This window comes from Corynebacterium sp. HMSC08C04 (genome assembly GCF_001807495.1).
Taxonomy (GTDB): domain Bacteria; phylum Actinomycetota; class Actinomycetes; order Mycobacteriales; family Mycobacteriaceae; genus Corynebacterium; species Corynebacterium simulans.
On sequence record NZ_KV789229.1, the window covers coordinates 244878 to 265800 of the forward strand.

A 20923-nucleotide genomic window follows, 5' to 3' on the forward strand; every position below is an offset into this window, starting at 1 on the left:
ATGACCTCTAGCGTTAAGTCCCACAAAATTTCCAAGCTGGACCGCCTCTACGAGGACGAGGGCGGATTCGATTTCATTGGCCGTTCCAAGACCTGGTACGCCATCACCGCAGCCCTCGTGGTTGCCGCCGTCTTGGCCATCGCCATTCGCGGCTTCAGCCTCTCCCTCGACTTCGAGGGCGGCACCAAGCTCAACATGCCTGCAGGCGACCTCGTGGCCGAGCAGGTAGGAGTCACCTTCGAGGAAGCAACCGGCATCGAGCCGGAGATGGTGCAGATTGTCGGCGCCGGCGATTCCCGCACCCTCGAAATCACCACCGAGCGCCTTTCCCAGGAGCAGGTCGACACCGCTCGCCAGGCCATCTTTGAAAAGTATGAGCCGAAGGACGAATCCGGCGAGGCCACTCCGGATGCGATCGGCTCCTCCACGGTCTCTGAGTCCTGGGGTTCTTCCATCACCGAGCGCATGTTGCTGGCCATGCTCGTATTCTTGGTCGCAGCCACCATCTACGTGGCAGTGCGCTTGCAGCGCGACATGGCTTTCGCCGCCATTTTGGCGCTGATTCTCGACGGCGTGATCATCGCCGGCATCTACGCCTTGTTCGGCTTGGAGGTTTCCCCGGCCGTCATCATCGGTCTGCTGACCGTTCTGACCTTCTCCATCTATGACTCTGTCATCGTCTTCGACAAGGTCAACGAGAACACCGAAGGCTTCGAGGGGCAGCGCAAGCGCACCTACGGCGAGCTGGCCAACTTGGCTACGAACCAGACCGTCATGCGTTCGATTTCCACCTCGATCATCTCCGTGCTGCCAATCATCGCGCTGTTTGTTATCGCGGTCTGGCTCATGGGCATCGGCACCCTGCGCGATCTCGCGCTTATCCAGCTGATCGGCGTTATCGAGGGCATTTTCTCCTCGCTCTTCCTTGCTACTCCATTGCTGGTTACCTTGGCTAACCGCCGCAAGGCAGTAAAGAAGCACAATGCTGCGGTCAAGGCCTTCCGAGCCGAGCACGGCGAGGATGCCACCGAAGAAGACACAACAGAGGCGGCCAAGGGTTCGCGAACCGTGGCTTCGCCGCAGCGTGCGGCAACAGGCGAGAAGGCGGCGTCGCCAAGCACTGGCGAGAATGGCACCCCGCGTAACCTGGATACGCCGGGCAGCGCTGGCGCAAGCTGGCGCCCGGGCCGTTAAGCACAACGGGGTGAAAAGGAGCGAGTACTACCGTGGTAAACACACCACAGAACGAGCGTCATTGGAGCAAGCGAGCTGCGATGGCGCTCCTCGCCGTTGTCGGGCTAAGCGCAACGGCGTGTTCGAATGGGGCAGGCGAGGATTCCGCTGGGCAAGCCAAGGATTCTGGCTCTCACTCCACGGACTTTTTCGGTTACATGGTCAATACCCGCCTGGCCACCACCAATGCGGGAACGTCCTTTGGTAACGCTGCGAATGCGGCCCAGCTGTCGAGCCGCCTATACCCAGGCATCTACATGCCGGGCCCATCGGGGCAGATGATTCCAAACTCGGACTTGGTGCAGACCGAGGAGATACCGGCCAGCCCGGAGAACCCATATAAGCAGGTCAATTTCACCTTGTCGGAGCAGGCAACCTTCTCCGACGGCGTTCCGGTGACCTGCGATGACTACCTGTTGGCATATACCGCTGGCGTCATGCCAGCCGAGTTTGGTTCGCACATGCCGCTTACTAGCGAGATCGCGCATTTTGATTGCGCACCCAACGCGAAGAAGTTCACCATCACCTTCAACAAGGACCAAGGCGATAGGTGGCGTTACCTCTTTGGCCCGGGCACCGTCATGCCGGCGCATGCCGTGGCTAAGAAGGCCGGGATGAACCTAGAAGAGCTCAACGCGGCGCTGTCCACGCAGGATCCTGCGTCCTTACAACAGGTCGCCGAGACCTGGCGCTACGGTTTCTCCACGACAGCCGAGGACTTTGATCCCGCGCTGCAGGTTTCCTTTGGCCCCTTCGTCGTGGATAAGGTCGGGGAGTCCGGCGAGGTCATCCTGCGCGCCAACGAGGAATACTTTGGTGATCAGCCCTCTACTGACAGGGTTGTGGTGTGGCCAAATACCGCAGATGCCAAGGCGCTGCGGGAGTCTGGTAACCTGCGCGTCGTCGACGCAGGCTCCGCTAAGCCGAAGTGGCTGCCGGCCGCCGACGAGGAAAGCCCCTATGAGGTTGAGCCCACCGTCGGCGGGTTGACCGATGCGTTGACGCTGTCGCAGGCTGGCGTTTTTCAGGAGCCGTGGGCGCGTCAAGCCTTCGCGGCCTGCATCGACCAGTCCCGCCTGGCCAAGGTCAGTTCGGACATCTCCGGCGTGGACGTGCCGCCGGTCTACACACGCACCCTGCGTCACTCCGACCCGGTAGGCACACACCTTAGCGATATCGCGGATGCGCACAAGAAGGCGGACATGACCAAGGCCTCGGAACTTTCGGGCAATACCATCAAGATTGGCTACTTAGGCCCCGATGAGCGCTATGCCGCGATGGTGGAGGAAATTAAGTCCATGTGCGAGCCGGCCGGCATCACCATCGAGGACCAGTCCGCCGAGTACATGTCCCAGCATTACCTCGAGATGGATCCGGTTACATGGACGCCTACCATCGACGTCTTCTTGGGTCCTGTCGATCCAATGAGCGAGTACACCACGCCCGATGCCGATATCTCGAATCTGAAGGAGATTCGAGGCGCGGAGGAAAAGCTCTGGGAGGATGTGCCTTCCATTCCGGTGGCAGCACAGCCGCGCGTGTTCATCGTGGATCGCAACGTCAAGGGAGTAGTGCCTTACACTGGCAGCGCGGGCATTGGCTGGAACATGGACCGCTGGGCCGTGAGCGCTTCCGCGAGCTAGTGCGCAGAACTTTCCACTTAACACTGATTTTTAATAAGGATTTTTAGACCGTGAGTGAAGTTTATTCAGACGCTGCACGTGCACTGGCGGAAAAAGTCCGCCTAGTGAAGGACTTCCCGGAGGAGGGCATCCTCTTTGAGGATCTCACGCCCGTGCTAGCCGACGCCGATGCTTTCCAAGCCGTCGTCGATGGCCTTGCGCAGGCTTGTAAGGACCTGGGCGCCGACATGATCGGCGGCCTGGATGCCCGCGGATTCCTGCTGGGGTCAGCCGTGGCCTATAAGCTGGGCCTGGGAATTCTGGCCATCCGCAAGAAAGGCAAGCTGCCGCCACCAGTACTGACCCAGGAATACACCCTAGAGTACGGCTCCGCGGCGCTGGAGATTCCGGCCGATGGCGTGGACATCAAGGGCAAACGTGTCGTGCTTGTCGACGACGTGCTGGCAACCGGTGGCACCCTCTACGGCGCGAAGTTGCTTTTGGAGTCCGCGGGTGCGGAAGTTGCCGGAAACGTCGTGGTGCTAGAGGTCAATGGCCTAGCCGGCCGCGAGCGATTGGCAGATGTTCCGCTGGTAGTGCTCAATCAGGCGGGCGCGACCGGCTAGAATGATGTGGCTAAGGCCGTACTAGGCCAAACACATCACCCCCATGACCTATGAGGAGGGCGACGCCGTGACCACTGAGAAGTCGACAAAGCGCCCCAATGGCGGCATGCGCAGCATGTCTGCCCGTTTAGCGCGGTCTTTGACCGGCGGCAGGGTAAAGATCAACCCGGTTTTGGACCCGCTTATGTCCATTCACCGGCAGTTTCACCCCAAGGCCGATGCAGAAGCGCTCAACAATGCTTATGACACTGCTGAGCGCCTTCACGAGGGGGTATTCCGCAAGTCGGGGGAGCCCTACATTACGCACCCGCTGGCGGTCGCGACAATTGCCGCGGAGATCGGCATGGACACCACCACCATCGTCGCGGCGCTGCTGCATGACACGGTGGAAGATACTGACTACTCGTTGGATGACCTCACGCGCGACTTCGGCCCGGAGGTTGCCCGGCTTGTCGACGGCGTGACGAAGCTGGACAAGGTAGCCTTGGGCGCCGCCGCGGAGGCGGAGACCATCCGCAAGATGATCGTGGCCATGGCTACTGACCCGCGCGTGCTGGTTATCAAGGTCGCCGACCGCCTGCACAATATGCGCACCATGCGCTTTTTGCCGCCAGAGAAGCAGGCAAAGAAGGCGCGCCAGACCCTAGACGTCATCGCGCCGCTGGCGCACCGCCTCGGCATGGCGAACGTGAAGTGGGAGCTGGAAGACCTTTCCTTTGCCATCTTGTACCCGAAGAAGTACGACGAGATTGTACGCATGGTGGCAGATCGCGCGCCTTCGCGCGATCGCGCCCTTAAGGAGATCAAGAAGCAGGTTGGTGCGGCGCTGCGTGAAAACGGCATTCAGGCCGAGGTCATGGGCCGCCCGAAGCACTATTGGTCCATTTACCAAAAGATGATGGTCCGTGGCCGCGACTTCGCGGAGATCTTCGACCTCCTGGGCATCCGCATCTTGGTCGATGACGTCAATTCGTGCTACGCCGCCATCGGCGTGGTCCACGCGCTCTACCAAGCGCTGCCGGGCCGGTTTAAGGACTATATTTCCTCCCCGCGCTTCGGCGTCTACCAGTCGCTGCACACCACGGTGATTGCAGAAGGCGGCTCCACCCTGGAAGTTCAGGTGCGTACGCACGAGATGCATTACAACGCCGAGTTCGGTGTGGCCGCGCACTGGCGTTACAAGGAGAAAAAGGGCAAGAACGGCGCCGGCGATGCCGAAGTCGACCAGATGGCGTGGATGCGCCAGCTGCTGGATTGGCAGAAGGAAGCTGCAGACCCGAACGAGTTCTTAGACTCGCTGCGCTATGACCTGACCACCAAGCAGATCTTTGCTTTCACGCCCAAGGGCGATGTGGTGACTCTGCCAGCGGGGTCCACGCCGGTGGACTTTGCCTATGCCGTCCACACTGAGGTGGGGCACCGCTGCATCGGTGCGAAGGTCAACGGCAAGCTGGTGGCGTTGGAATCCCAGCTAAAGTCCGGCGACAAGGTAGAGATCTTTACCTCGAAGGATCAGAATGCCGGTCCTTCGCGTGACTGGCAGGAGTTCCTAGTATCGCCGCGCGCGAAGGCGAAGGTGCGCCAGTGGTTTGCCAAGGAGCGCCGCGAGGAGCACCTAGAGGCCGGTCGCGACGCTTTGGCCGCGGAAATCCAGCGCGGAGGCTTGCCGATGCACCGCCTGTTCACCGCATCCTCGATGCGCCAAGTGGCAGAGCAGTTGCACTTTGACGACGTCGATTCGCTCTACACGGCAATCGGCGCGGGCCACGTCTCGGCCCAGCACGTGGCTAACCAGTTGATGTCGCTCTTCGGCGACCAAGACGATGCCGCTGAGGCACTGGCGTTACGTACTTCGCTCACGGAGTTGGAGAACTCCCGCACTCAACGCACCACCGATTCCGAGAAGGGAACCGGCATCCTGGTGGAGGGTAGCCCCGACGTCATGGCTAAGCTGGCGCGCTGCTGCCAGCCCGTGCCTGGCGACGCCATCTTCGGATTCGTCACCCGTGGCGGCGGCGTTTCGGTTCACCGTGCAGACTGCACCAATGCCGAAAAGCTCAAGCAGGAACCAGAGCGCATGATGAAGGTGGAGTGGTCCTCCGGCAAGGGCGCCGCCGGCGAGTTTGCTGCGAGCGTCCAGCTCGAGGCCATCGACCGCCAAGGCCTGCTGGCTGAGCTGACCGGCGTGTTCAGTGAGCAGAAGCTCAACGTGTTGTCCATGAGCTCCAATCGCGGTGATGACCACATCGCCACGATGCGTTTTACCTTCTCCATCTCGGATACCAAGCAACTGGGGCAGCTTATGACCACGCTGCGCAACACCGAGGGCGTCTTCGACGTCTACCGCGTAACGGCCTAGAAAGTAAAGCCCAGACCGTGACGGCGGGACGCCGTCACCCTCACCCAACCTAGGGTGAGGGTTTCTTAATGCCATATAGCTGGCGGTTTGCGGGCAGGTGAACTTTCCGGGCATGCCCGGTAAAACGCCAGGTAATGGCATTCATGTGGACTGCAAAGGTGCCTCAAAGCGACTATAAACAAGATGTCCGTACCTCTCTCATGAAACAGGAGAACTCGTGGATTTCGTCGCTTTGGCCAGCTGCTCGCTGCCTCTACCGTTACTGCCGTCGCTCTCAGCGGAACCCCTGCCTTCGCGCAGGAGAACACCGTGACTATCTCCGTCAGCAACATTACTGACATCCACGGTCATTTGGAAAATGGTCTGCCCAAGGACAAGACCGCAAAGCCCGGCGATGAGATGGGCGCGGCTCTGCTGCAGTCGCTGATTAAGAAGGTCAACGAAGGCCAAGAATATGCGCTGACTTCCTCCGGCGATAACGTGGGCGGTTCTGCATATATCTCCGCCATCTCCGCGGACGAGTACACCATGGACGTTCTCAACGCGATGGGCCTCGATGCTACTGCAGTGGGCAACCACGAGTTTGATAAGGGCATCGATGACCTGCGGGACCGTATCCAGCCGCACTCCAAATTTCCGATCCTGGGCGCAAACGTCCTGCAGTATGGCAAGCCGATTCTCGATGCTTCCACCGTCCAGGAAATCGGCGGCGTCAAGGTTGGTTTTGTTGGCACCGTTACCCAGAACACCGAGTTCAAGGTTGCCCCGGCAATGATTCCAGGCGTGACCTTCACCGACCCAGTTGAGGCCACAAATAAAGAGGCAAAGCGCCTGAAGGAGTCCGGCGAGGCTGACGTCGTCATCGCGCTCTTCCACGAGGATGCCGAGCAGTTCGCCGACGGATTCAGCACCGACGTTGACGCGCTCTTCGGCGGCGATACCCACGTGAAGACCCAGGGCGAGGTCGCCCGCGAGGGCGCCCTGCCGCTGCAGTGGGCGGAGGGGCATGAGTACGGCAAGCTGCTCAATGACCTGGATATCACCTTCGACACCAAGGCGAAGAAGGTCACCGACATCAAGATGAAGCAGTATGACGCGACGGACGCGGCGTCGCTTAGCGAGGATGCCGAAATCGCCGCGATCGTCGATGAAGCTGCGGCCAAGGCGGAGGAGCTCGGTGCTGACGTCGTGGGCACCATGCCAGAGGCGCTCTTCCGTGGCTCCGATGAGGGCAAGGGTTCGGGCTCCAACCGCGGCGTGGAATCCACCCTGAACAACTTCATCGCGCAGGCACAGCGCGAATCTGTGGCGAAGGCCGTGGGCAAGAAGATCGACCTGGGCGTCATGAATGCCGGCGGTGTCCGCGCGGACCTGCCTGCAGGCGAGGTCACCTACAAGGATGTCTTCACGGTGCAGCCATTCGGCAACTCCGTGGCTTACGGCAAGGTTTCCGGCGCTGACCTCATCAACGCTCTGGAGAACCAGTGGCAGGAAGGCTCATCTCGTCCGCGCCTAGCCATGGGCCTTTCCGATAACGTGCAGGTGGTCTATGACCAGACCGGTGAGCACGGTAGCCGCATTAAGTCCGTGACCATCGACGGTGAGCAGGTCGACCCGAGCAAGGACTACACCATCGCGCTGTCCACCTTCCTCATCGGCGGCGGCGACGGCTACTTCGCTGAGGGCGCCATCAAGGATGTTGTGGACTTGGGCTACATGGACACTCAGGCCATGATTGATTACATCAAGGCTGGCAAGCCAGCCGCTCGTGAGGGTCAGGGCCAGATTGGCGCTCACATCACCGGCGAGGTTAAGCCGGGCAATGAGATCACCGTGGAGCTGTCCTCCCTCAACTACACCTCTGAGGGCGAGCCGATGGCAAAGACCGCCACGGTCAAGCTGGGGGAGGAGACCGCCACTGCGGATATCGACAACGCGAAGCAGGACGGCGACGACCAATTCGGTGAGCCCGGCCGCGCGACGCTGAAGCTTAACGTGCCGGCGGACTTCACCTGCGATACCCCGCTCGAAATCACCACCGACGCTGGTACTAAGGCAACGCTGCCGCTTGACGACGCCACCTGCAGCGACGAGCCTGGCAAGGGCGATACTGCCGACAGCTCCTCGCTGAGCTCCCTTTCCTCCCTGAACTCCGGTTCGTCCAAGGGCCTGGGCATTGCCGCGGGTGTCATCGCTGCCATCGTGGGAATCATCGGCGTGGTGGGCATGAACATGCACATGCTGCCGGCGCCGGTGCGTGCTTTCATTGAGAACCTGCGCAAGCAGTTCAACATCTAAGCACTGCAGTCTAAAGCAAGGCACCGTGGAATCTTCTCCACGGTGCCTTTGTCTATCCAAGCTCCGTGAAGGAAATGCGTGATAGTAGAGTAGTTTGACGTGGATATTGTGGATTTATTCGGGCGTGAGTCGGCTTATCAATTAGGCATTGAGCTACACCGAATCCCTGTGGTCTTACTTGCCACCATCGGTATCTACTTGGCCTTTATGATTCTGGTCAAGCTCTTTGGCACCCGCGTGCTGACGTCGATGACTGCCTCCGATGCGGTCATCATCATTATGTTCGGTGCCGTGGCCGGCCGTGTCATCGTGGGCAATCCACCTACCCTTGCCGCCGGCGTCATCGGCCTTCTAACGCTCATGGTTTTAGAGGCTGCCTTCGGCACCATCCGCCGCTACATTGGCTGGTCCCGCTACCTTGACCGCCGTCCCGTGCTGCTGGTCTACAACGGCGAGCTGCTCGAAGACAACATGCACTTTGCTCACATCACCGTCAGCGACGTAAATTCCGCAACCCGCAAAGCCGGACTCGGCCGCCGCGGCGATGTCCAGATGATGATCCTCGAACCCACCGGCCAAATTTCCGTCATCAAAATCGGCCAATTCGTCGACCCGGACCTCTTCCGCGACATCCTCGGCGCTGAGCTCATCGAGGGCATGGACGACAAACCAGGGGAGAAGTAGCTGTGCATTGGGCTGTTCGTAATGCCAAGCTACCTGGAAAGCTCTGATAAAAGCTCCGGACTTCTGACAACTTAATCTTTTTCGAATATTCTTTCTTCTGATGAGCGACACTAATGAGGAAGAACCCCCTAACACGCAGATGGCGGAGCCAATGACACCGAAGAGTCAGGATCGATCGCTGAAGACTCGAGACAGGCTTATAGGGTGGTCTGTTTCCTTGCCTGGCGCACTTTGCATATTGCTCGTCATTGTTATCATCGGAGTTGCTGCAGCATTCCTTCTGACTTGGTGGCTTACGGGTGACGAGTGGAAAGATGTCATTTTAAAGCTCGTGAATTACCGTGGGGCGATTCCGAACGCAATTGTTGCTGTTGTAGGTCTCGTAATCGCCTGGCGTTCGTTCAAGCAAAAACAAAGTTCAGATAGGCGCGATGCCTACTACAACAGAATCGAGTGGGCAATGAATCTAACTCTTGATAGCGACGAAAGAAAGCGTCGAGCAGGATGGCAGTTGTTGCCAACGCTCGTGACAATGTCTGATCGCTCCGATGAAGACGAGACGTTTGTCCAAGCAATATCGGAATACATCAAGGAGAATTATGAGAATGGTGTAGAGCGTGAGCACTCGACGACGGAATCTAGTGAGGAAGCGTAAACGCCTCAATCTTTACCCAGGAAAAAGGGTGGATTACGCTGTATCAGCGATGTAAGGTTAAGGGCACCGAAAGAGGAGGGACGTGCCATGACGATTGCAGATAGGTCTGCTCAGAATTCTCAGGCGATTTCTGACGAAGAGTTTGAAGCGCTGGAAGAGGCACATTTCTTCATGAAGGCATACATGCAGCGTTTGAATGAGCCACGTAACCTTCCCTGGTGGGAGAAAGTCTTGGGCGTGTTCGGTATTCGACGAATTGTGCGCTAGCAGAGCTTTATTGAGGAGCACTCAAATAGGAATTCCCTCGATGCCGTTGTTTGCATCGAGGGTTTAGTTTTGCGCGTGATGCGTTCTCTGGCATCGGTGCTTAGCTGAAACCGTCCGGTGCATCACTGAAACCACAGCAGGTCAGGCATAAGAAAACCGCCCACCAAATGGTGAGCGGTTGTTCTAGATCTTCGGATCGAGTTTAGAAGATCTTGAAGTACTTGTTGACGAAGCCGAACAGTGCGCCGAGGGCGGTGATGACTGCGGTGGCAACGCCGATCCACTCCTTGACGTCCTTTGCCGTGAAATCGTCGGAGGAAGAGGAAGAGGAACCTTCCTTTTCAGGGGTCTTGGTCTCCGTAGGGGTTTGAGTAGTAGTAGGAGCAGCCGTTGTGGTAGTGGAAGTAGGTGCGGCTGGGGTTGCAGCCATAGCAGCGCCAGCGCCGCCGAAGGAGATGGTAGCGGCTGCAGCTGCTGCAACCAGTGCCTTACGGGAGAAGAACTTCATGTGTTCAATCCTTAGGAGTTTGGGAATTTCAAAGACCCCACGAATGTTAGTTCCGGCCCTGAAGATATGCAACCGATAAAGCGAAAAAGTTCATCCTGTGAAGTATCTGGAGGATTGTTGTGTGCAGGAGAAATAGGAAAAATGCACTAGATGATTGAGCCTATTTTGTGAAAAGGCCTGCGCACGCATAAGAAAATCTCAGCTACCTCTGAAAAAGGTGCATGTAAGACGAAGCCCCCTGGGCATACCCATCAGGGGTGCCCAGGGGGAGACGAAAGGACATCTATTTGTCGGCGCTTAGGCTTCGACAGACGCCTTCTTGATCTTGATTTCCTCGGCCGGCTTGCCGTCGGAGGCACCGCCTTCGACGCCGATCTTGGCGATCTTGTCCATGGTCTCCTGGCCCTTGTCGGTCAGGTCGCCGAAGTAGGTGTACTCAGGCGTGAGCATGGAGTCGGCGTAGTTGACGAAGAACTGGGAGCCATTGGTGTCCACGCCGGAGTTGGCCAGGGCGATGGAGCCTTTCGGGTAGGTCACCGGGTTCTTGGTGTCAGCTTCATCAGTCTCGTCGGTTGGGTACTCGTTGGCGAATCTAAAACCAGGGCCGCCGGAGCCGGTGCCGGTTGGGTCACCGCACTGCAGGACGCTCAAGACGCCGGAGGTCATGCGGTGGCAGATGGTGTCGTCATAGTAGCCCTGATCCGCCAGGTCCGAAATTGCGTTGACGGCACACGGAGCCTTAGCGCGGTCGAGCTCCATTTCGATGTCGCCCTTGTTGGTAGCGAAGTTAACCTTCACCGTTCCCTTGGTGGAGACATCCTTGCCGTCCGGAACCTTCGCACCGTTGGCATCCTGGCCGTCCTTTTCGTAGGTGCACTGCACGCTCGCAGGCAGTGCCTCAGCACGCTTGCCGGACAGTGGCTTGGCATCCGGGGTGTCCTGAGCAGTGGTCTCTGCGGCGCTGGATTCTTCGGCCACGACCTTCTCATCGGAATTATCGCGGGTGGCGAAGAAGTAGATGCCGCCGACCAAGGCGAGGATAACTACGAGCGAGGCCGCGACGACGCCCAGAGGGCGGGTCTTTTCCTTGCGGTCACGGGCCTTGAGCTCACGGTCGAGCTGGTTTAGCGCTTCTTCGCCACGCTGTTTGTTGTTGGGCATTTAATGGTCCTTTGGCGATGGATTTCGAGTTAAACGCTAGCTTCTAAGCCAGTGGGCTCGAGCTATACCTGACAGAGTCTAGCCCGTCTGGCCCAACGGATCGTATTTGCCCGTCGTGGCACGCCAGGCAATCCTTCAGTAGGGTGGGGCGCCATGGCTCACGTTAAATTCAATGGAAACGAAACCGAAATCGCCGGAAACCTACCTGAGGTAGGGCAGAAGCTGCCAGAGTTCACGCTCGTCGGCACCGATCTTTCCGAGGTAACCAACAAGGACTTCGAGGGCAAGCGCCTGGTTATCTCCTTGTTCCCGTCCGTAGACACCGGCGTGTGTGCAGCGCAGTTGCGTTCCTTCAACGAGAAGGCTGCCGGCCTAGACAACACCGTCGTGTTGTCCGTGTCCCGTGACCTGCCATTCGCGCAGGAGCGCTTCTGTGCAGCAGAGGGCATCGAGAACGTCGTTAGCGCTTCCGACTTCCGCTCTGACTTCGGCGAGAAGCTGGGCGTTACCCTGCAGGGCTCCCCGCTGAAGGGCCTGCTGGCTCGCTCCGTTGTTGTCACCGATGAAGAGCACAAGGTCATCTACACCGAGCTCGTTGATGAAGTCACCACCGAGCCGAACTACGACGCTGCGATCGAGGCATTGGGCAAGTAATTCGGCGAGTAAAAGCTCACTAAATCTCATCTAGCGCCTGGCCCCACTGCATTGGGGGCGGGCGCTAGACTGCATTTTATGACTTTGAGCGTTTTAGGTTTCGCAGCTGGGCCCTACAAGACCAATACCTATGTGGTAGCCAATGGCTCCCGCGCTTTCGTGGTTGACCCAGGCATGCATGCGATGCAGCGTGTTCTCGACTTGGGTAAAGAGCATGGCCTTAACTTCGAAGCTATCGTCTTGACCCATGGCCACCTCGACCACACCCGCGAGGCAGGTGACCTTGCCAAGCAGCTTAACCTTCCGGTGTACATCCATCCCAAGGACGCGTTCATGCTAGTTGACGGTTCCGGGGTCTCACCGGAATCGCAGCTGCTTTTCGACGCCGCGAATATGCTCGCCATCGACGATCTTCGCGAGCTCCACGGCGGCAAGACCTTGGAACTCATCGGCTACGAGTTCCGCATCGAGCACGCCCCAGGCCATTCGCCGGGCTCTGTCCTTATTATTGCCGAGGAATTCGTGCTTTCCGGCGACGTCCTTTTCAAAGGTTCCATCGGGCGCACCGACTTGGAGCACTCTGACCCAAGCGCGATGCAGTTCTCGCTTGCCGGGCCTGTCTGGAGGCTTGATGACAAGCTCGCTGTCCTGCCCGGACACGGCGCAACCACCACGATGGGCGCCGAAAGGGCAACTAATCCATTCTTGGCCACGCTACGGGATGTACTCTGATACGCGTGAGTGATAAGAAGCAGTTTAAGGCCCTGTCCGCTCCCAAGGGAGTCCCGGACTACATTCCGCCGCAATCGGCGACCTTCTACAAGGTGCGTGAGAACCTGGTCCATCAGGCTCATCTCTCCGGCTTCCAGCACATCGAGCTTCCGATCTTCGAAGACACCACGCTTTTCGCGCGCGGTGTTGGTGAATCCACCGATGTGGTCTCCAAGGAGATGTACACCTTCGCAGATCGCGGCGACCGCTCGGTAACCCTGCGCCCAGAAGGTACCGCAGGCGTTATGCGTTCGGTCATTGAGCACAACCTTGACCGCGGCCAGCTGCCGGTCAAGCTCAACTACTTCGGACCTTTCTTCCGCTACGAGCGCCCGCAGGCTGGCCGCTACCGCCAGCTTCAGCAGGTCGGCGTCGAGGCCATCGGCGTTGACGATCCCGCGCTCGACGCAGAGGTCATCGCCCTGGCAGATCGCTCCTTCCGTTCCCTCGGGTTGAGCCAATTCCGTCTCGAGCTGACCAGCTTGGGTGACCAGAACTGCCGCCCGGCTTACCGCGAGAAGCTGCAGGAGTTCCTGTTCAAGCTCGACTTGGATGAGGAAACCCGCAAGCGCGCGGAGCTCAACCCGCTGCGTGTCCTCGATGACAAGCATTCTGAGGTCCAGGAGCAGCTTGCCGACGCCCCGCTGATGCTCGATCACCTAAACGACGAGTGCCGTGAGCATTTCGAGACGGTCACCGGCCTGCTCGATGACATGGGCATCGAGTACACCATCAATCCGCGCATGGTCCGCGGCTTGGATTACTACACCAAGACCTGTTTCGAGTTCGTGCACCCGTTGCTCGGCGCGCAGTCCGGCATCGGTGGAGGCGGCCGCTACGACGGCCTGATGTCTCAGCTGGGAGGCCAGGAGCTTTCCGGCATCGGCTACGGCCTCGGCGTCGACCGCACCATCTTGGCTCTGGAGGCTGAGGGCATCCAGCTCGACGGCGTCGACCAGCGCGTTGAGGTCTTCGGCGTGGCACTGGGCGCCGATGCTAAGCGCCGCATGGCAGGCATTGTCAACGACCTGCGCAACGCCGGCATCTCCGCTGACATGTCCTTCGGAGACCGCGGTCTTAAGGGCGCTATGAAGGGCGCGGATCGTGCCGGCGCTCGTTTCGCGCTTGTTCTGGGCGAGCAGGAGCTTGAAAACGGCGTCGTGGCGGTCAAGGACCTTGCCGCGCATGAGCAAAGCGACGTCGCCATTGACGCGCTCGTTGAGCACCTGCGCGGCCAGCTGAATTAAGCCAACGACGTCAAAGGGCATCTCGCTGAGATGCCAAAGGCGCTTTCCTTCCCACATATCGGTTGGGGAGTGAAGGCGCCTTTTGTTTTGCTACTATGCGTTCGCCATGCCGCTTTTGATGCCTGCCAAGTAGATGCGCAGCATACGCTTTTGGATATCGGGCACGTAGCTCTCCACATGCACCTTCCTGGGGCGCACCAGCGTCAAGATTCCTACCACGAAGTCGAGGTGCCCCACGCCTGGGCCAATTACGCCGTGCTGCTTTCCGAGCTCGATGAACCTTTCGCCGTTTTCCTGCAACGCGTCGCGCTTCAACTTCAAGTCTTCCGGCAGGGTATCTAAGTCCTCCGGCACGAAGGAGGGGATGAGGCTGGTCAAACCCATGTCCGTGAGCTTGAGAGCATAGTCCAGGACGAAGTTTTCCGCGTCCGAAGGATCGGATTCGAAGCCTTTAATCAAGCGATTTTGGAAGACCAGAAAATCGTCGCTCATGTGTTCCGCGCACGCGTGAATCAATCGTTCACGGTCCGGGAAGTTGCGGTAGAGCGTGGCGACGCCCACGCCTGCTTCCTGGGCAATCTTTTCAAGGGAGACCGAGTTGCCATGGCGTTTAAACATGGCACATGCCGCCTCGATGATGGCTATTCGGCGGCGTAATGCATCGGCTCGCATGGAGGTAGGTATCGCTTTCTAGGTTAGAGTCTGTGCGTTAGCGATAAGACTACCTTTTGCCACACAAGGCTTTTGCACTAGCACTCCACCTGCGTGACGGCGAAGCCTAGCGTCTTCGCGAGGCCGCCAATGGAGGTCTCCTTGTACTTCGCCAGCATGTCGCGGCCGGTATCGGCCATCGTCTGCACGGCGGCGTCGAGAGAAACGTGGTGCGTGCCTTGGCCCATGCGCGCCAGGCGCGCGGCGTTGATGGACTTGACCGCGCCGATGGCGTTGCGCTCGATGCACGGAATCTGCACGAGGCCGCCGACTGGGTCGCAGGTAAGGCCGAGGTTGTGTTCCAGCGCAATCTCGGCTGCATTTTCGATCTGCGCCGGCGTTGCGCCTAGCAGTTCAGCCATGCCGGCCGCCGCCATTGACGACGCCGAGCCTACCTCGCCCTGACAGCCCACCTCGGCGCCCGAAATCGAGGCGTTGTGCTTGATGATCATGCCGATGGCACCCGCGGTAAGCAAGTAGCGGCGGGCGGAATCGCGGGTGAAGTTCGGCTTGAAGTCGCGGGCATAGTGCAACACCGCGGGAATGATGCCGCAGGCGCCGTTCGTTGGGGCCGTGATGACCCGGCCGCCGGCGGCATTTTGCTCGTTGACGGCGAGCGCAAACAGGTTGACCCACTCCATAGCGGAAAAGCCGCAGGTCTTATCGTCGTGGCCTTCCATCAGCTGTTTGTACATGCCCGGCGCGCGGCGTGGGACCTGCAGGCCGCCCGGCAAGATGCCGGAGGTGGAGATGCCGTCGGTGACGCACTCGCGCATGATGTCCCACACCAAGTCCAGGTGCGCGTAGACGTATTCGAGGCCGCCGTCTTCTTTATGGAGCGCTTCCTGGTTGGCGGCGACAATCTCCCAGATCTTCAAATCGTGCTTCTCGCACAGCGCCAGCAATTGCTCGCCCGTGGTGAATGGGTAAGGAACATCGTCGGTGGATTCGGCCGCTGCCATGCCGGCAGGTACCTCGGCGGAGGCTGCCACCTCTGCGTCGAGTTCCGCGCGGGAGAGAATGAATCCGCCGCCGACGGAGAAGTACTCGGCGTGCTCGGCCAGTAGGTTGCCCTCTGCATCCCAGGCATCGAAGATGAGGCAATTCGGGTGCTCGGGGACCGGCTCGTTGTTGAACTCGATGGAATATTCCATCGCGCCCAGCGGGCCGTCGGTCATGCCTTTGCTCGGAATGGGCTGATCGGAACGCGGTTCCGCGTCAACCGGGACGGTCAGCGGATCCCAGCCGGCCAAGCCCAGAATCACCGCGCGGTCGGTGCCGTGGCCGCGGCCAGTCAGCGAAAGCGAGCCCCGCAGCTCGGTGTGCACCTTGGCTGGATGCTCCGGCAGCGTTTTCAGGAACGCAAGGGCCGCGCGCATTGGGCCGACGGTGTGCGAGGAAGATGGGCCAATGCCGATGGAGAAAATGTCGGTGACGCTGATTGCCATGCTGGGCGGTGCCTCCTTTGTGAGTTTGCTTTGTGAGTTTGGAAATTAAATTGGGGGTAGGTGGGGGGAGTATTTCTAGGGGGCAGGCTGTGGCTAAACCCGTGTTAATTGCGATCTTGCTGCGGCCGAAATTCTCTGTGACGAGGACTTTTTCCGGAAGGCCGCGCATACAGTTTCTCCATGTTACCGCTTTGGCAGTAGTTCACTACGTGGAGGCAGCGTTGTTAACCCCTCGGGGTGGGTGTGACCAAGGTCAAGCGATTTTTGGGGATAAGCCGATAGAAATTATTGAATTTTATTGTGTGACCTTTGCACACAATGAATACTGATTAGTATCTCGGTTCACAATAGTTAAGCAATTCAGCGTGCCTAACAACTGTGGCTGGATAAAAGTTCTTTCATCTGCTCTGTCTGATTCCTCGGGAGATTATCGTGAGTATCAAGACCGGACCCGAACCGCGGTCCGACATCGAATTTGTTGAAGTCGACGGCCAGGCACAGCCCATCGACGTAAAGCCGGAAAAGGTCATCGGCAACGTTGAGAAGATCGTCATTTTGATTGCCGCTATCGCTGCGTCTGCCGGTTGGGGAGTGCTCGCTCTCCACCGCGGTGAGACCATCAACTCCGTCTGGTTGGTCCTAGCCGCCGTTGGCTCCTACATTATCGGATATACCCTGTACGCACGCCTTATTGAGTACCAGGTGGTAAAGCCGCGCAATAGTCGTGCGACTCCTGCCGAGTACGCCAACGACGGTAAGGACTTCCTGCCTACCGATCGCCGCGTGCTCTTTGGCCACCACTTCGCCGCTATTGCCGGCGCGGGCCCGCTTGTCGGCCCGGTCATGGCGGCGCAGATGGGCTATCTCCCGGGCACACTATGGATCGTCCTCGGCGTCGTCTTTGCGGGCGCGGTACAGGATTACCTGGTGTTGTGGGTTTCCACGCGGCGCAAGGGCCGCTCGCTGGGCCAAATGATCAACGATGAGATGGGTAAAATTGGAGGCATCGCGGGCATCATCGCCACCGTCGCCATCATGATCATCATCATCGCAGTGCTGGCGCTCATCGTGGTCAACGCTTTGGCGGATTCGCCGTGGGGCGTCTTCTCCATCACGATGACCATCCCCATCGCTTTGTTCATGGGCCTCTACCTGCGCTACATCCGCCCTGGCAAGGTCTCTGAGGTCTCCGTCATTGGCGTCATCCTGCTGCTTGCCGCCATCATCGGCGGCGGTTGGGTCTCTGATACTGAGCTCGGTGCCAGCATGTTTACCTGGTCCAAGGAGACCTTAGCCTTTGCCATCATTGGCTATGGCATCGTGGCAGCTATCCTGCCGGTCTGGCTGCTGCTTGCCCCGCGTGACTACCTGTCTACCTTCATGAAGATTGGCGTCATCGCGCTGCTTGCCATCGCCATCGTGATTGAGCGCCCGTCCGTGCACATGCCGACAGTGACCAGCTTCGCCACGGACGGAAATGGCCCAGTCTTCTCCGGCAACCTCTTTCCGTTCCTGTTTATCACCATTGCGTGCGGCGCACTTTCTGGCTTCCACGCGCTGATCTCCTCGGGTACCACGCCAAAGCTCATTGAGAAGGAATCCCACATGCGTGCCATCGGTTACGGCGGCATGATCATGGAGTCCTTCGTCGCGGTCATGGCGCTTATCTCCGCGGTCATCATTGATCGCCACATGTACTTCGCCATGAACTCCCCAGCGCCGAAGACGCAAGGCACTGCGGAAGGTGCGGCGGATTTCGTGGGCACCCTCAACCTGCCGGGCGCAGGCATCACCGCCGAGCAGCTAACCGCCGCAGCCCAGGCGGTGGGCGAGGAGTCCATCGTTTCCCGCACCGGCGGCGCGCCAACGCTGGCTTATGGCATGTCCGAAATCATGACGCAGATGCTGGGCAATCCAGCCATGCAGGCTTTCTGGTACCACTTTGCCATCATGTTCGAGGCGCTGTTTATCCTCACCACGGTGGACGCTGGCACCCGCGTGGCACGCTTTATGATGTCCGACTCCTTGGGCGGCATCCCGGGCCTGGGCAAGTTCCGCGACCAAAGCTGGAAGCTCGGCACCTACCTTTCTACTTTCATCGTCTGTGCGCTGTGGGGTGCCATCCTCATCATGGGCGTTACCGATCCGCTAGGCGGCATCAACGTGCTCTTCCCGCTCTTCGGCATCGCGAACCAGCTGTTAGCTGCGATGGCGCTCGCACTCGTCGTGGTCGTGGTGATCAAGAAGGGCCTTTATAAGTGGGTCTGGATTCCGCTTATCCCGCTGGCCTGGGACCTCATCGTGACCATGACCGCGTCCTGGCAGAAGATCTTCAGCTCCGATCCGACCATCGGCTACTGGGCTAACCACGCGCGTTTCAAAAACGCCGCGGCTCAGGGGCTTAGCGAGTTCGGGTCTGCAAAGTCCGTCGAAGAAATTGACGCAGTGGTGCGCAATACCTTCATCCAAGGCTGTCTATCTATCCTCTTCGCCGTGCTCGTCCTAGCCGTTATTGGGGCGGCAGTGGTGTCGTGTATCAAGGCGGTCAAGCAGCGCGTAGCCGGTATCGAGCCAGCGGATTCGGAGACCGAGGACATCCCGTCCACGCTGTTCCTGCCTCGTGGAATGATGCCGACCAAGCGGGAGAAGGAAGTAGCCTCGCAGTACAACATGAGCTTCGAAGAAACCGGGGGTCATTAGTGATTAGTGCGTTTAAGAGAATCACCTGGTACGTCGGCGAGCTCATGGGCGATCACGCCTACGCGAAGTACTGCGCTCACCTTAAAGCGCATCATCCCGACGCCGCGATTCCAACCGAGCGCGAATATTGGCGTGCCCGCTACGCCGAGCAGGATGCCAACCCCGGTGCGCGGTGCTGCTAGATGACGCTGTGGCTAGGCGGTGCCGTCGTGGCCTTTCAGCAGCGCGCTAAACGGCGTGAACTCTTCTTCCACGTCCAATCCGGTGGGACGTGGGGAAGGCTCTGCCAAGTTCGGGGCGGCAAGTCCTGCGACGCGGTCGGTGGGAGCCACGATGAGATCGGCAAGCTCTTTGGCCGCGCGCTCGATGCGCTGGGCGTTGCGTGTACCTTCTACGGTGCCGAAGTCTTCGGTGGCTTGGAAGACGCCGGTGGGGATCACTGTGGCATGCAGGTAGTTAAACAGCGGACGCAACGCATAGTCGAGCACCAACGCGTGCCGCGAAGACCCGCCCGTGGCCGCAATCGCTGTGGGCAGGTGCTCCAAGGCGTGCGGATCGAGTGTGTCGAAGAAGAGCTTGAAAAGGCCCGAGTAGCTGCCCTGGAAAATCGGGGTCACCGCAATCAGTGCGCTCGCCGTCGATAGTGCGCGCTTTGCCTCATCTAGGCGGGGAGTGGTGGCGCCCCAGTTCGTCATGGCCTCGGCGAGCTCGGTGGCAAGCTCACGGAGTTCAATCATGGTGGTCTCCACGCCTTCGCCTCGGGCGCCGACCTGGGAGCACACGGCCTGGGAGAGGGCGTCGGCAAGCGCGCGCGTTGATGACGGCGTGGATAGCCCTGCGGTAACAACGACCAGTGAACGCATCTAGTTCTCCTCTCCGGGGTTGACCTTGAAATGGGGTGCGGCGGGGTTGGCCTTCAGACTTGCGTGGGTAGGCGGATTTGAAGGCACATGCTCCGGGCGGCGGGCCTCCATGCGGCGGCGCAGCTCCGGAACCACCTGGGTGCCTAAGATTTCAATCTGTTTCAGCACTACCTCCTGCGGCAGGCCCGCGTGATCGATGAGGAAAAGCTGGCGCTGGTAATCGCCCACCCAATCGGCAAACTGCATGGTGCGCTCGATGACCTGCTCCACCGTGCCTACAGTCAGCGGCGTCCGCGCGGTGAACTCCTCCAGGGAAGGGCCGTGGCCGTACACCGGTGCGTTATCGAAGTAGGGGCGGAAGAACTTCTTCGCCTCGGCTTCGGTCTCGCCGATGAAGACCTGGCCGCCCAAGCCCACGATGGCCTGATCCGCTCGGCCGTGACCGTAGGACTCGAAGCGGCGGCGGTAAATGTCCACCATCTTCGCGGTGTGCTCCTTGTTCCAGAAGATGTTGTTGTGGAAGAAGCCATCGCCGTAGAAGGCGGCCTGCTCGGCAATCTGCACCGAGCGGATGGAGCCGTGCCAGACAAAAGGCGGCACGCCGTCAAGGGGCGCCGGGGTAGACGTATACCCCTGAAGAGGCGTTCGGTACTTGCCTGTCCAATTAACCACCGGCTCGCGCCACAGCCGGCGCAGCAAGTGATAGTTCTCCACCGCCAGTGGGATGCCTTCGCGGATATCCTTGCCAAACCACGGATAAACCGGGCCCGTGTTGCCGCGGCCCATCATGAGATCTACGCGGCCGCCGGAAAGGTGCTGCAGGAAGGCATAGTCCTCGGCGATCTTTACCGGGTCATTGGTGGTGATAAGCGTTGTGGAGGTGGATAGCTGCAGGTTCTTTGTCTGTGCGGCGATATATGCCAGGTGTGTCGTCGGTGAGGAGGGTACGAAGGGCGGGTTGTGGTGCTCGCCGGTGGCAAAGACGTCGAGGCCAACCTCCTCGGCCTTGAGCGCAATCTCTGTCATATTGCGAATGCGCTCGGCCTCGCTGGGGATGGTGCCTTTGGTTGGGTCCGCGGTGACATCACCGATGGTGAAGATGCCGAATTGCATATG

At 59.4% G+C, this 20923-nt stretch carries 19 protein-coding genes; 13 read left to right on the plus strand and 6 right to left on the minus strand.

Annotated features, from left to right (window positions below; all coding sequences use genetic code 11):
* From secF to HMPREF3169_RS11165, 8 genes are all read left to right on the plus strand, one after another.
* A complete protein-coding gene (secF, locus tag HMPREF3169_RS11130) occupies window positions 1-1194 on the plus strand; it encodes a protein translocase subunit SecF (RefSeq protein WP_070456562.1) in 1194 nt (397 codons plus the stop codon).
* A 32-nt stretch (window positions 1195-1226) separates the two neighbouring features.
* Window positions 1227-2876, plus strand: coding sequence for an ABC transporter substrate-binding protein (locus tag HMPREF3169_RS11135; protein WP_246815637.1), 1650 nt, complete (start codon window positions 1227-1229; stop codon window positions 2874-2876).
* A gap of 50 nt (window positions 2877-2926) precedes the next feature.
* Window positions 2927-3481 (plus strand): adenine phosphoribosyltransferase, encoded by a 555-nt coding sequence (locus tag HMPREF3169_RS11140; RefSeq protein ID WP_062038815.1) that lies wholly within the window; start codon window positions 2927-2929, stop codon window positions 3479-3481.
* A 67-nt stretch (window positions 3482-3548) separates the two neighbouring features.
* Window positions 3549-5840 carry a RelA/SpoT family protein gene (locus HMPREF3169_RS11145; RefSeq protein ID WP_070456748.1) on the plus strand — a complete coding sequence of 764 codons (2292 nt, stop codon included), beginning with the start codon at window positions 3549-3551 and terminating at the stop codon, window positions 5838-5840.
* A 240-nt stretch (window positions 5841-6080) separates the two neighbouring features.
* A complete protein-coding gene (locus HMPREF3169_RS11150; RefSeq protein WP_070456564.1) occupies window positions 6081-8138 on the plus strand; it encodes a bifunctional metallophosphatase/5'-nucleotidase in 2058 nt (685 codons plus the stop codon).
* Window positions 8139-8237: 99 nt separating this feature from the next.
* The gene (locus HMPREF3169_RS11155) at window positions 8238-8822 is read left to right on the plus strand and encodes a DUF421 domain-containing protein (RefSeq protein ID WP_210387489.1); all 585 of its coding nucleotides are present in this window, start codon (window positions 8238-8240) and stop codon (window positions 8820-8822) included.
* A gap of 100 nt (window positions 8823-8922) precedes the next feature.
* The gene (locus HMPREF3169_RS11160; RefSeq protein WP_141741049.1) at window positions 8923-9477 is read left to right on the plus strand and encodes a hypothetical protein; all 555 of its coding nucleotides are present in this window, start codon (window positions 8923-8925) and stop codon (window positions 9475-9477) included.
* 87 nt (window positions 9478-9564) lie between these two features.
* The gene (locus tag HMPREF3169_RS11165) at window positions 9565-9744 is read left to right on the plus strand and encodes a hypothetical protein (RefSeq protein WP_061922781.1); all 180 of its coding nucleotides are present in this window, start codon (window positions 9565-9567) and stop codon (window positions 9742-9744) included.
* Window positions 9745-9946: 202 nt separating this feature from the next.
* On the opposite strand, the gene HMPREF3169_RS11170 is transcribed toward HMPREF3169_RS11165, so the two are convergent.
* Window positions 9947-10252 carry a hypothetical protein gene (locus HMPREF3169_RS11170; RefSeq protein WP_070456566.1) on the minus strand — a complete coding sequence of 102 codons (306 nt, stop codon included), beginning with the start codon at window positions 10250-10252 and terminating at the stop codon, window positions 9947-9949.
* A 297-nt stretch (window positions 10253-10549) separates the two neighbouring features.
* Complete coding sequence (locus HMPREF3169_RS11175) at window positions 10550-11413, minus strand: peptidylprolyl isomerase (protein ID WP_070456568.1); 864 nt, start codon at window positions 11411-11413, stop codon at window positions 10550-10552.
* A 153-nt stretch (window positions 11414-11566) separates the two neighbouring features.
* On the opposite strand from HMPREF3169_RS11175, the gene tpx reads away from it, so the two are divergent.
* From tpx to hisS, 3 genes are all read left to right on the plus strand, one after another.
* On the plus strand, window positions 11567-12067 hold the full coding sequence (gene tpx, locus HMPREF3169_RS11180; protein ID WP_062040526.1) for a thiol peroxidase: 501 nt from the start codon (window positions 11567-11569) through the stop codon (window positions 12065-12067).
* Between the two features lie 78 nt (window positions 12068-12145).
* Complete coding sequence (locus tag HMPREF3169_RS11185) at window positions 12146-12799, plus strand: MBL fold metallo-hydrolase (RefSeq protein WP_070456571.1); 654 nt, start codon at window positions 12146-12148, stop codon at window positions 12797-12799.
* A gap of 5 nt (window positions 12800-12804) precedes the next feature.
* Window positions 12805-14085: a histidine--tRNA ligase gene (gene hisS / locus HMPREF3169_RS11190; RefSeq protein ID WP_070456574.1), complete on the plus strand. Its 1281-nt coding sequence runs from the start codon at window positions 12805-12807 to the stop codon at window positions 14083-14085.
* Between the two features lie 93 nt (window positions 14086-14178).
* Here the strand turns inward: hisS and HMPREF3169_RS11195 are convergent, their stop codons facing one another.
* Window positions 14179-14757, minus strand: a complete 579-nt coding sequence (locus tag HMPREF3169_RS11195) for a TetR/AcrR family transcriptional regulator (RefSeq protein ID WP_070456577.1) — start codon at window positions 14755-14757, stop codon at window positions 14179-14181.
* Between the two features lie 77 nt (window positions 14758-14834).
* Window positions 14835-16244 carry an L-serine ammonia-lyase gene (locus HMPREF3169_RS11200; RefSeq protein ID WP_061922766.1) on the minus strand — a complete coding sequence of 470 codons (1410 nt, stop codon included), beginning with the start codon at window positions 16242-16244 and terminating at the stop codon, window positions 14835-14837.
* A 432-nt stretch (window positions 16245-16676) separates the two neighbouring features.
* Here HMPREF3169_RS11200 and HMPREF3169_RS11205 point away from each other — a divergent pair, with 432 nt between their 5' ends.
* Window positions 16677-18944: a carbon starvation CstA family protein gene (locus HMPREF3169_RS11205; RefSeq protein ID WP_070456581.1), complete on the plus strand. Its 2268-nt coding sequence runs from the start codon at window positions 16677-16679 to the stop codon at window positions 18942-18944.
* On the plus strand, window positions 18944-19126 hold the full coding sequence (locus HMPREF3169_RS11210; RefSeq protein ID WP_070456584.1) for a YbdD/YjiX family protein: 183 nt from the start codon (window positions 18944-18946) through the stop codon (window positions 19124-19126). Before HMPREF3169_RS11205 ends, HMPREF3169_RS11210 begins: the two co-directional genes overlap by 1 nt.
* Window positions 19127-19138: 12 nt before the next feature.
* Here the strand turns inward: HMPREF3169_RS11210 and HMPREF3169_RS11215 are convergent, their stop codons facing one another.
* Complete coding sequence (locus HMPREF3169_RS11215) at window positions 19139-19807, minus strand: FMN reductase (protein WP_070456587.1); 669 nt, start codon at window positions 19805-19807, stop codon at window positions 19139-19141.
* Window positions 19808-20920, minus strand: a complete 1113-nt coding sequence (locus HMPREF3169_RS11220; protein WP_070456590.1) for an LLM class flavin-dependent oxidoreductase — start codon at window positions 20918-20920, stop codon at window positions 19808-19810.
* Between the last annotated feature and the right edge of the window lie 3 nt (window positions 20921-20923).

What these genes read in the sequence shown, in the direction of transcription:
- HMPREF3169_RS11185 (WP_070456571.1), top strand. Translation starts at nt 12,146, where the DNA reads ATGACTTTGAGCGTTTTAGGTTTCGCAGCTGGGCCCTACAAGACCAAT.
- HMPREF3169_RS11220 (WP_070456590.1), bottom strand. Translation starts at nt 20,920, where the DNA reads ATGCAATTCGGCATCTTCACCATCGGTGATGTCACCGCGGACCCAACC.
- tpx (WP_062040526.1), top strand. Translation starts at nt 11,567, where the DNA reads ATGGCTCACGTTAAATTCAATGGAAACGAAACCGAAATCGCCGGAAAC.
- HMPREF3169_RS11170 (WP_070456566.1), bottom strand. Translation starts at nt 10,252, where the DNA reads ATGAAGTTCTTCTCCCGTAAGGCACTGGTTGCAGCAGCTGCAGCCGCT.
- HMPREF3169_RS11200 (WP_061922766.1), bottom strand. Translation starts at nt 16,244, where the DNA reads ATGGCAATCAGCGTCACCGACATTTTCTCCATCGGCATTGGCCCATCT.
- HMPREF3169_RS11175 (WP_070456568.1), bottom strand. Translation starts at nt 11,413, where the DNA reads ATGCCCAACAACAAACAGCGTGGCGAAGAAGCGCTAAACCAGCTCGAC.
- secF (WP_070456562.1), top strand. Translation starts at nt 1, where the DNA reads ATGACCTCTAGCGTTAAGTCCCACAAAATTTCCAAGCTGGACCGCCTC.
- HMPREF3169_RS11195 (WP_070456577.1), bottom strand. Translation starts at nt 14,757, where the DNA reads ATGCGAGCCGATGCATTACGCCGCCGAATAGCCATCATCGAGGCGGCA.
- HMPREF3169_RS11165 (WP_061922781.1), top strand. Translation starts at nt 9,565, where the DNA reads ATGACGATTGCAGATAGGTCTGCTCAGAATTCTCAGGCGATTTCTGAC.
- HMPREF3169_RS11215 (WP_070456587.1), bottom strand. Translation starts at nt 19,807, where the DNA reads ATGCGTTCACTGGTCGTTGTTACCGCAGGGCTATCCACGCCGTCATCA.
- HMPREF3169_RS11160 (WP_141741049.1), top strand. Translation starts at nt 8,923, where the DNA reads ATGAGCGACACTAATGAGGAAGAACCCCCTAACACGCAGATGGCGGAG.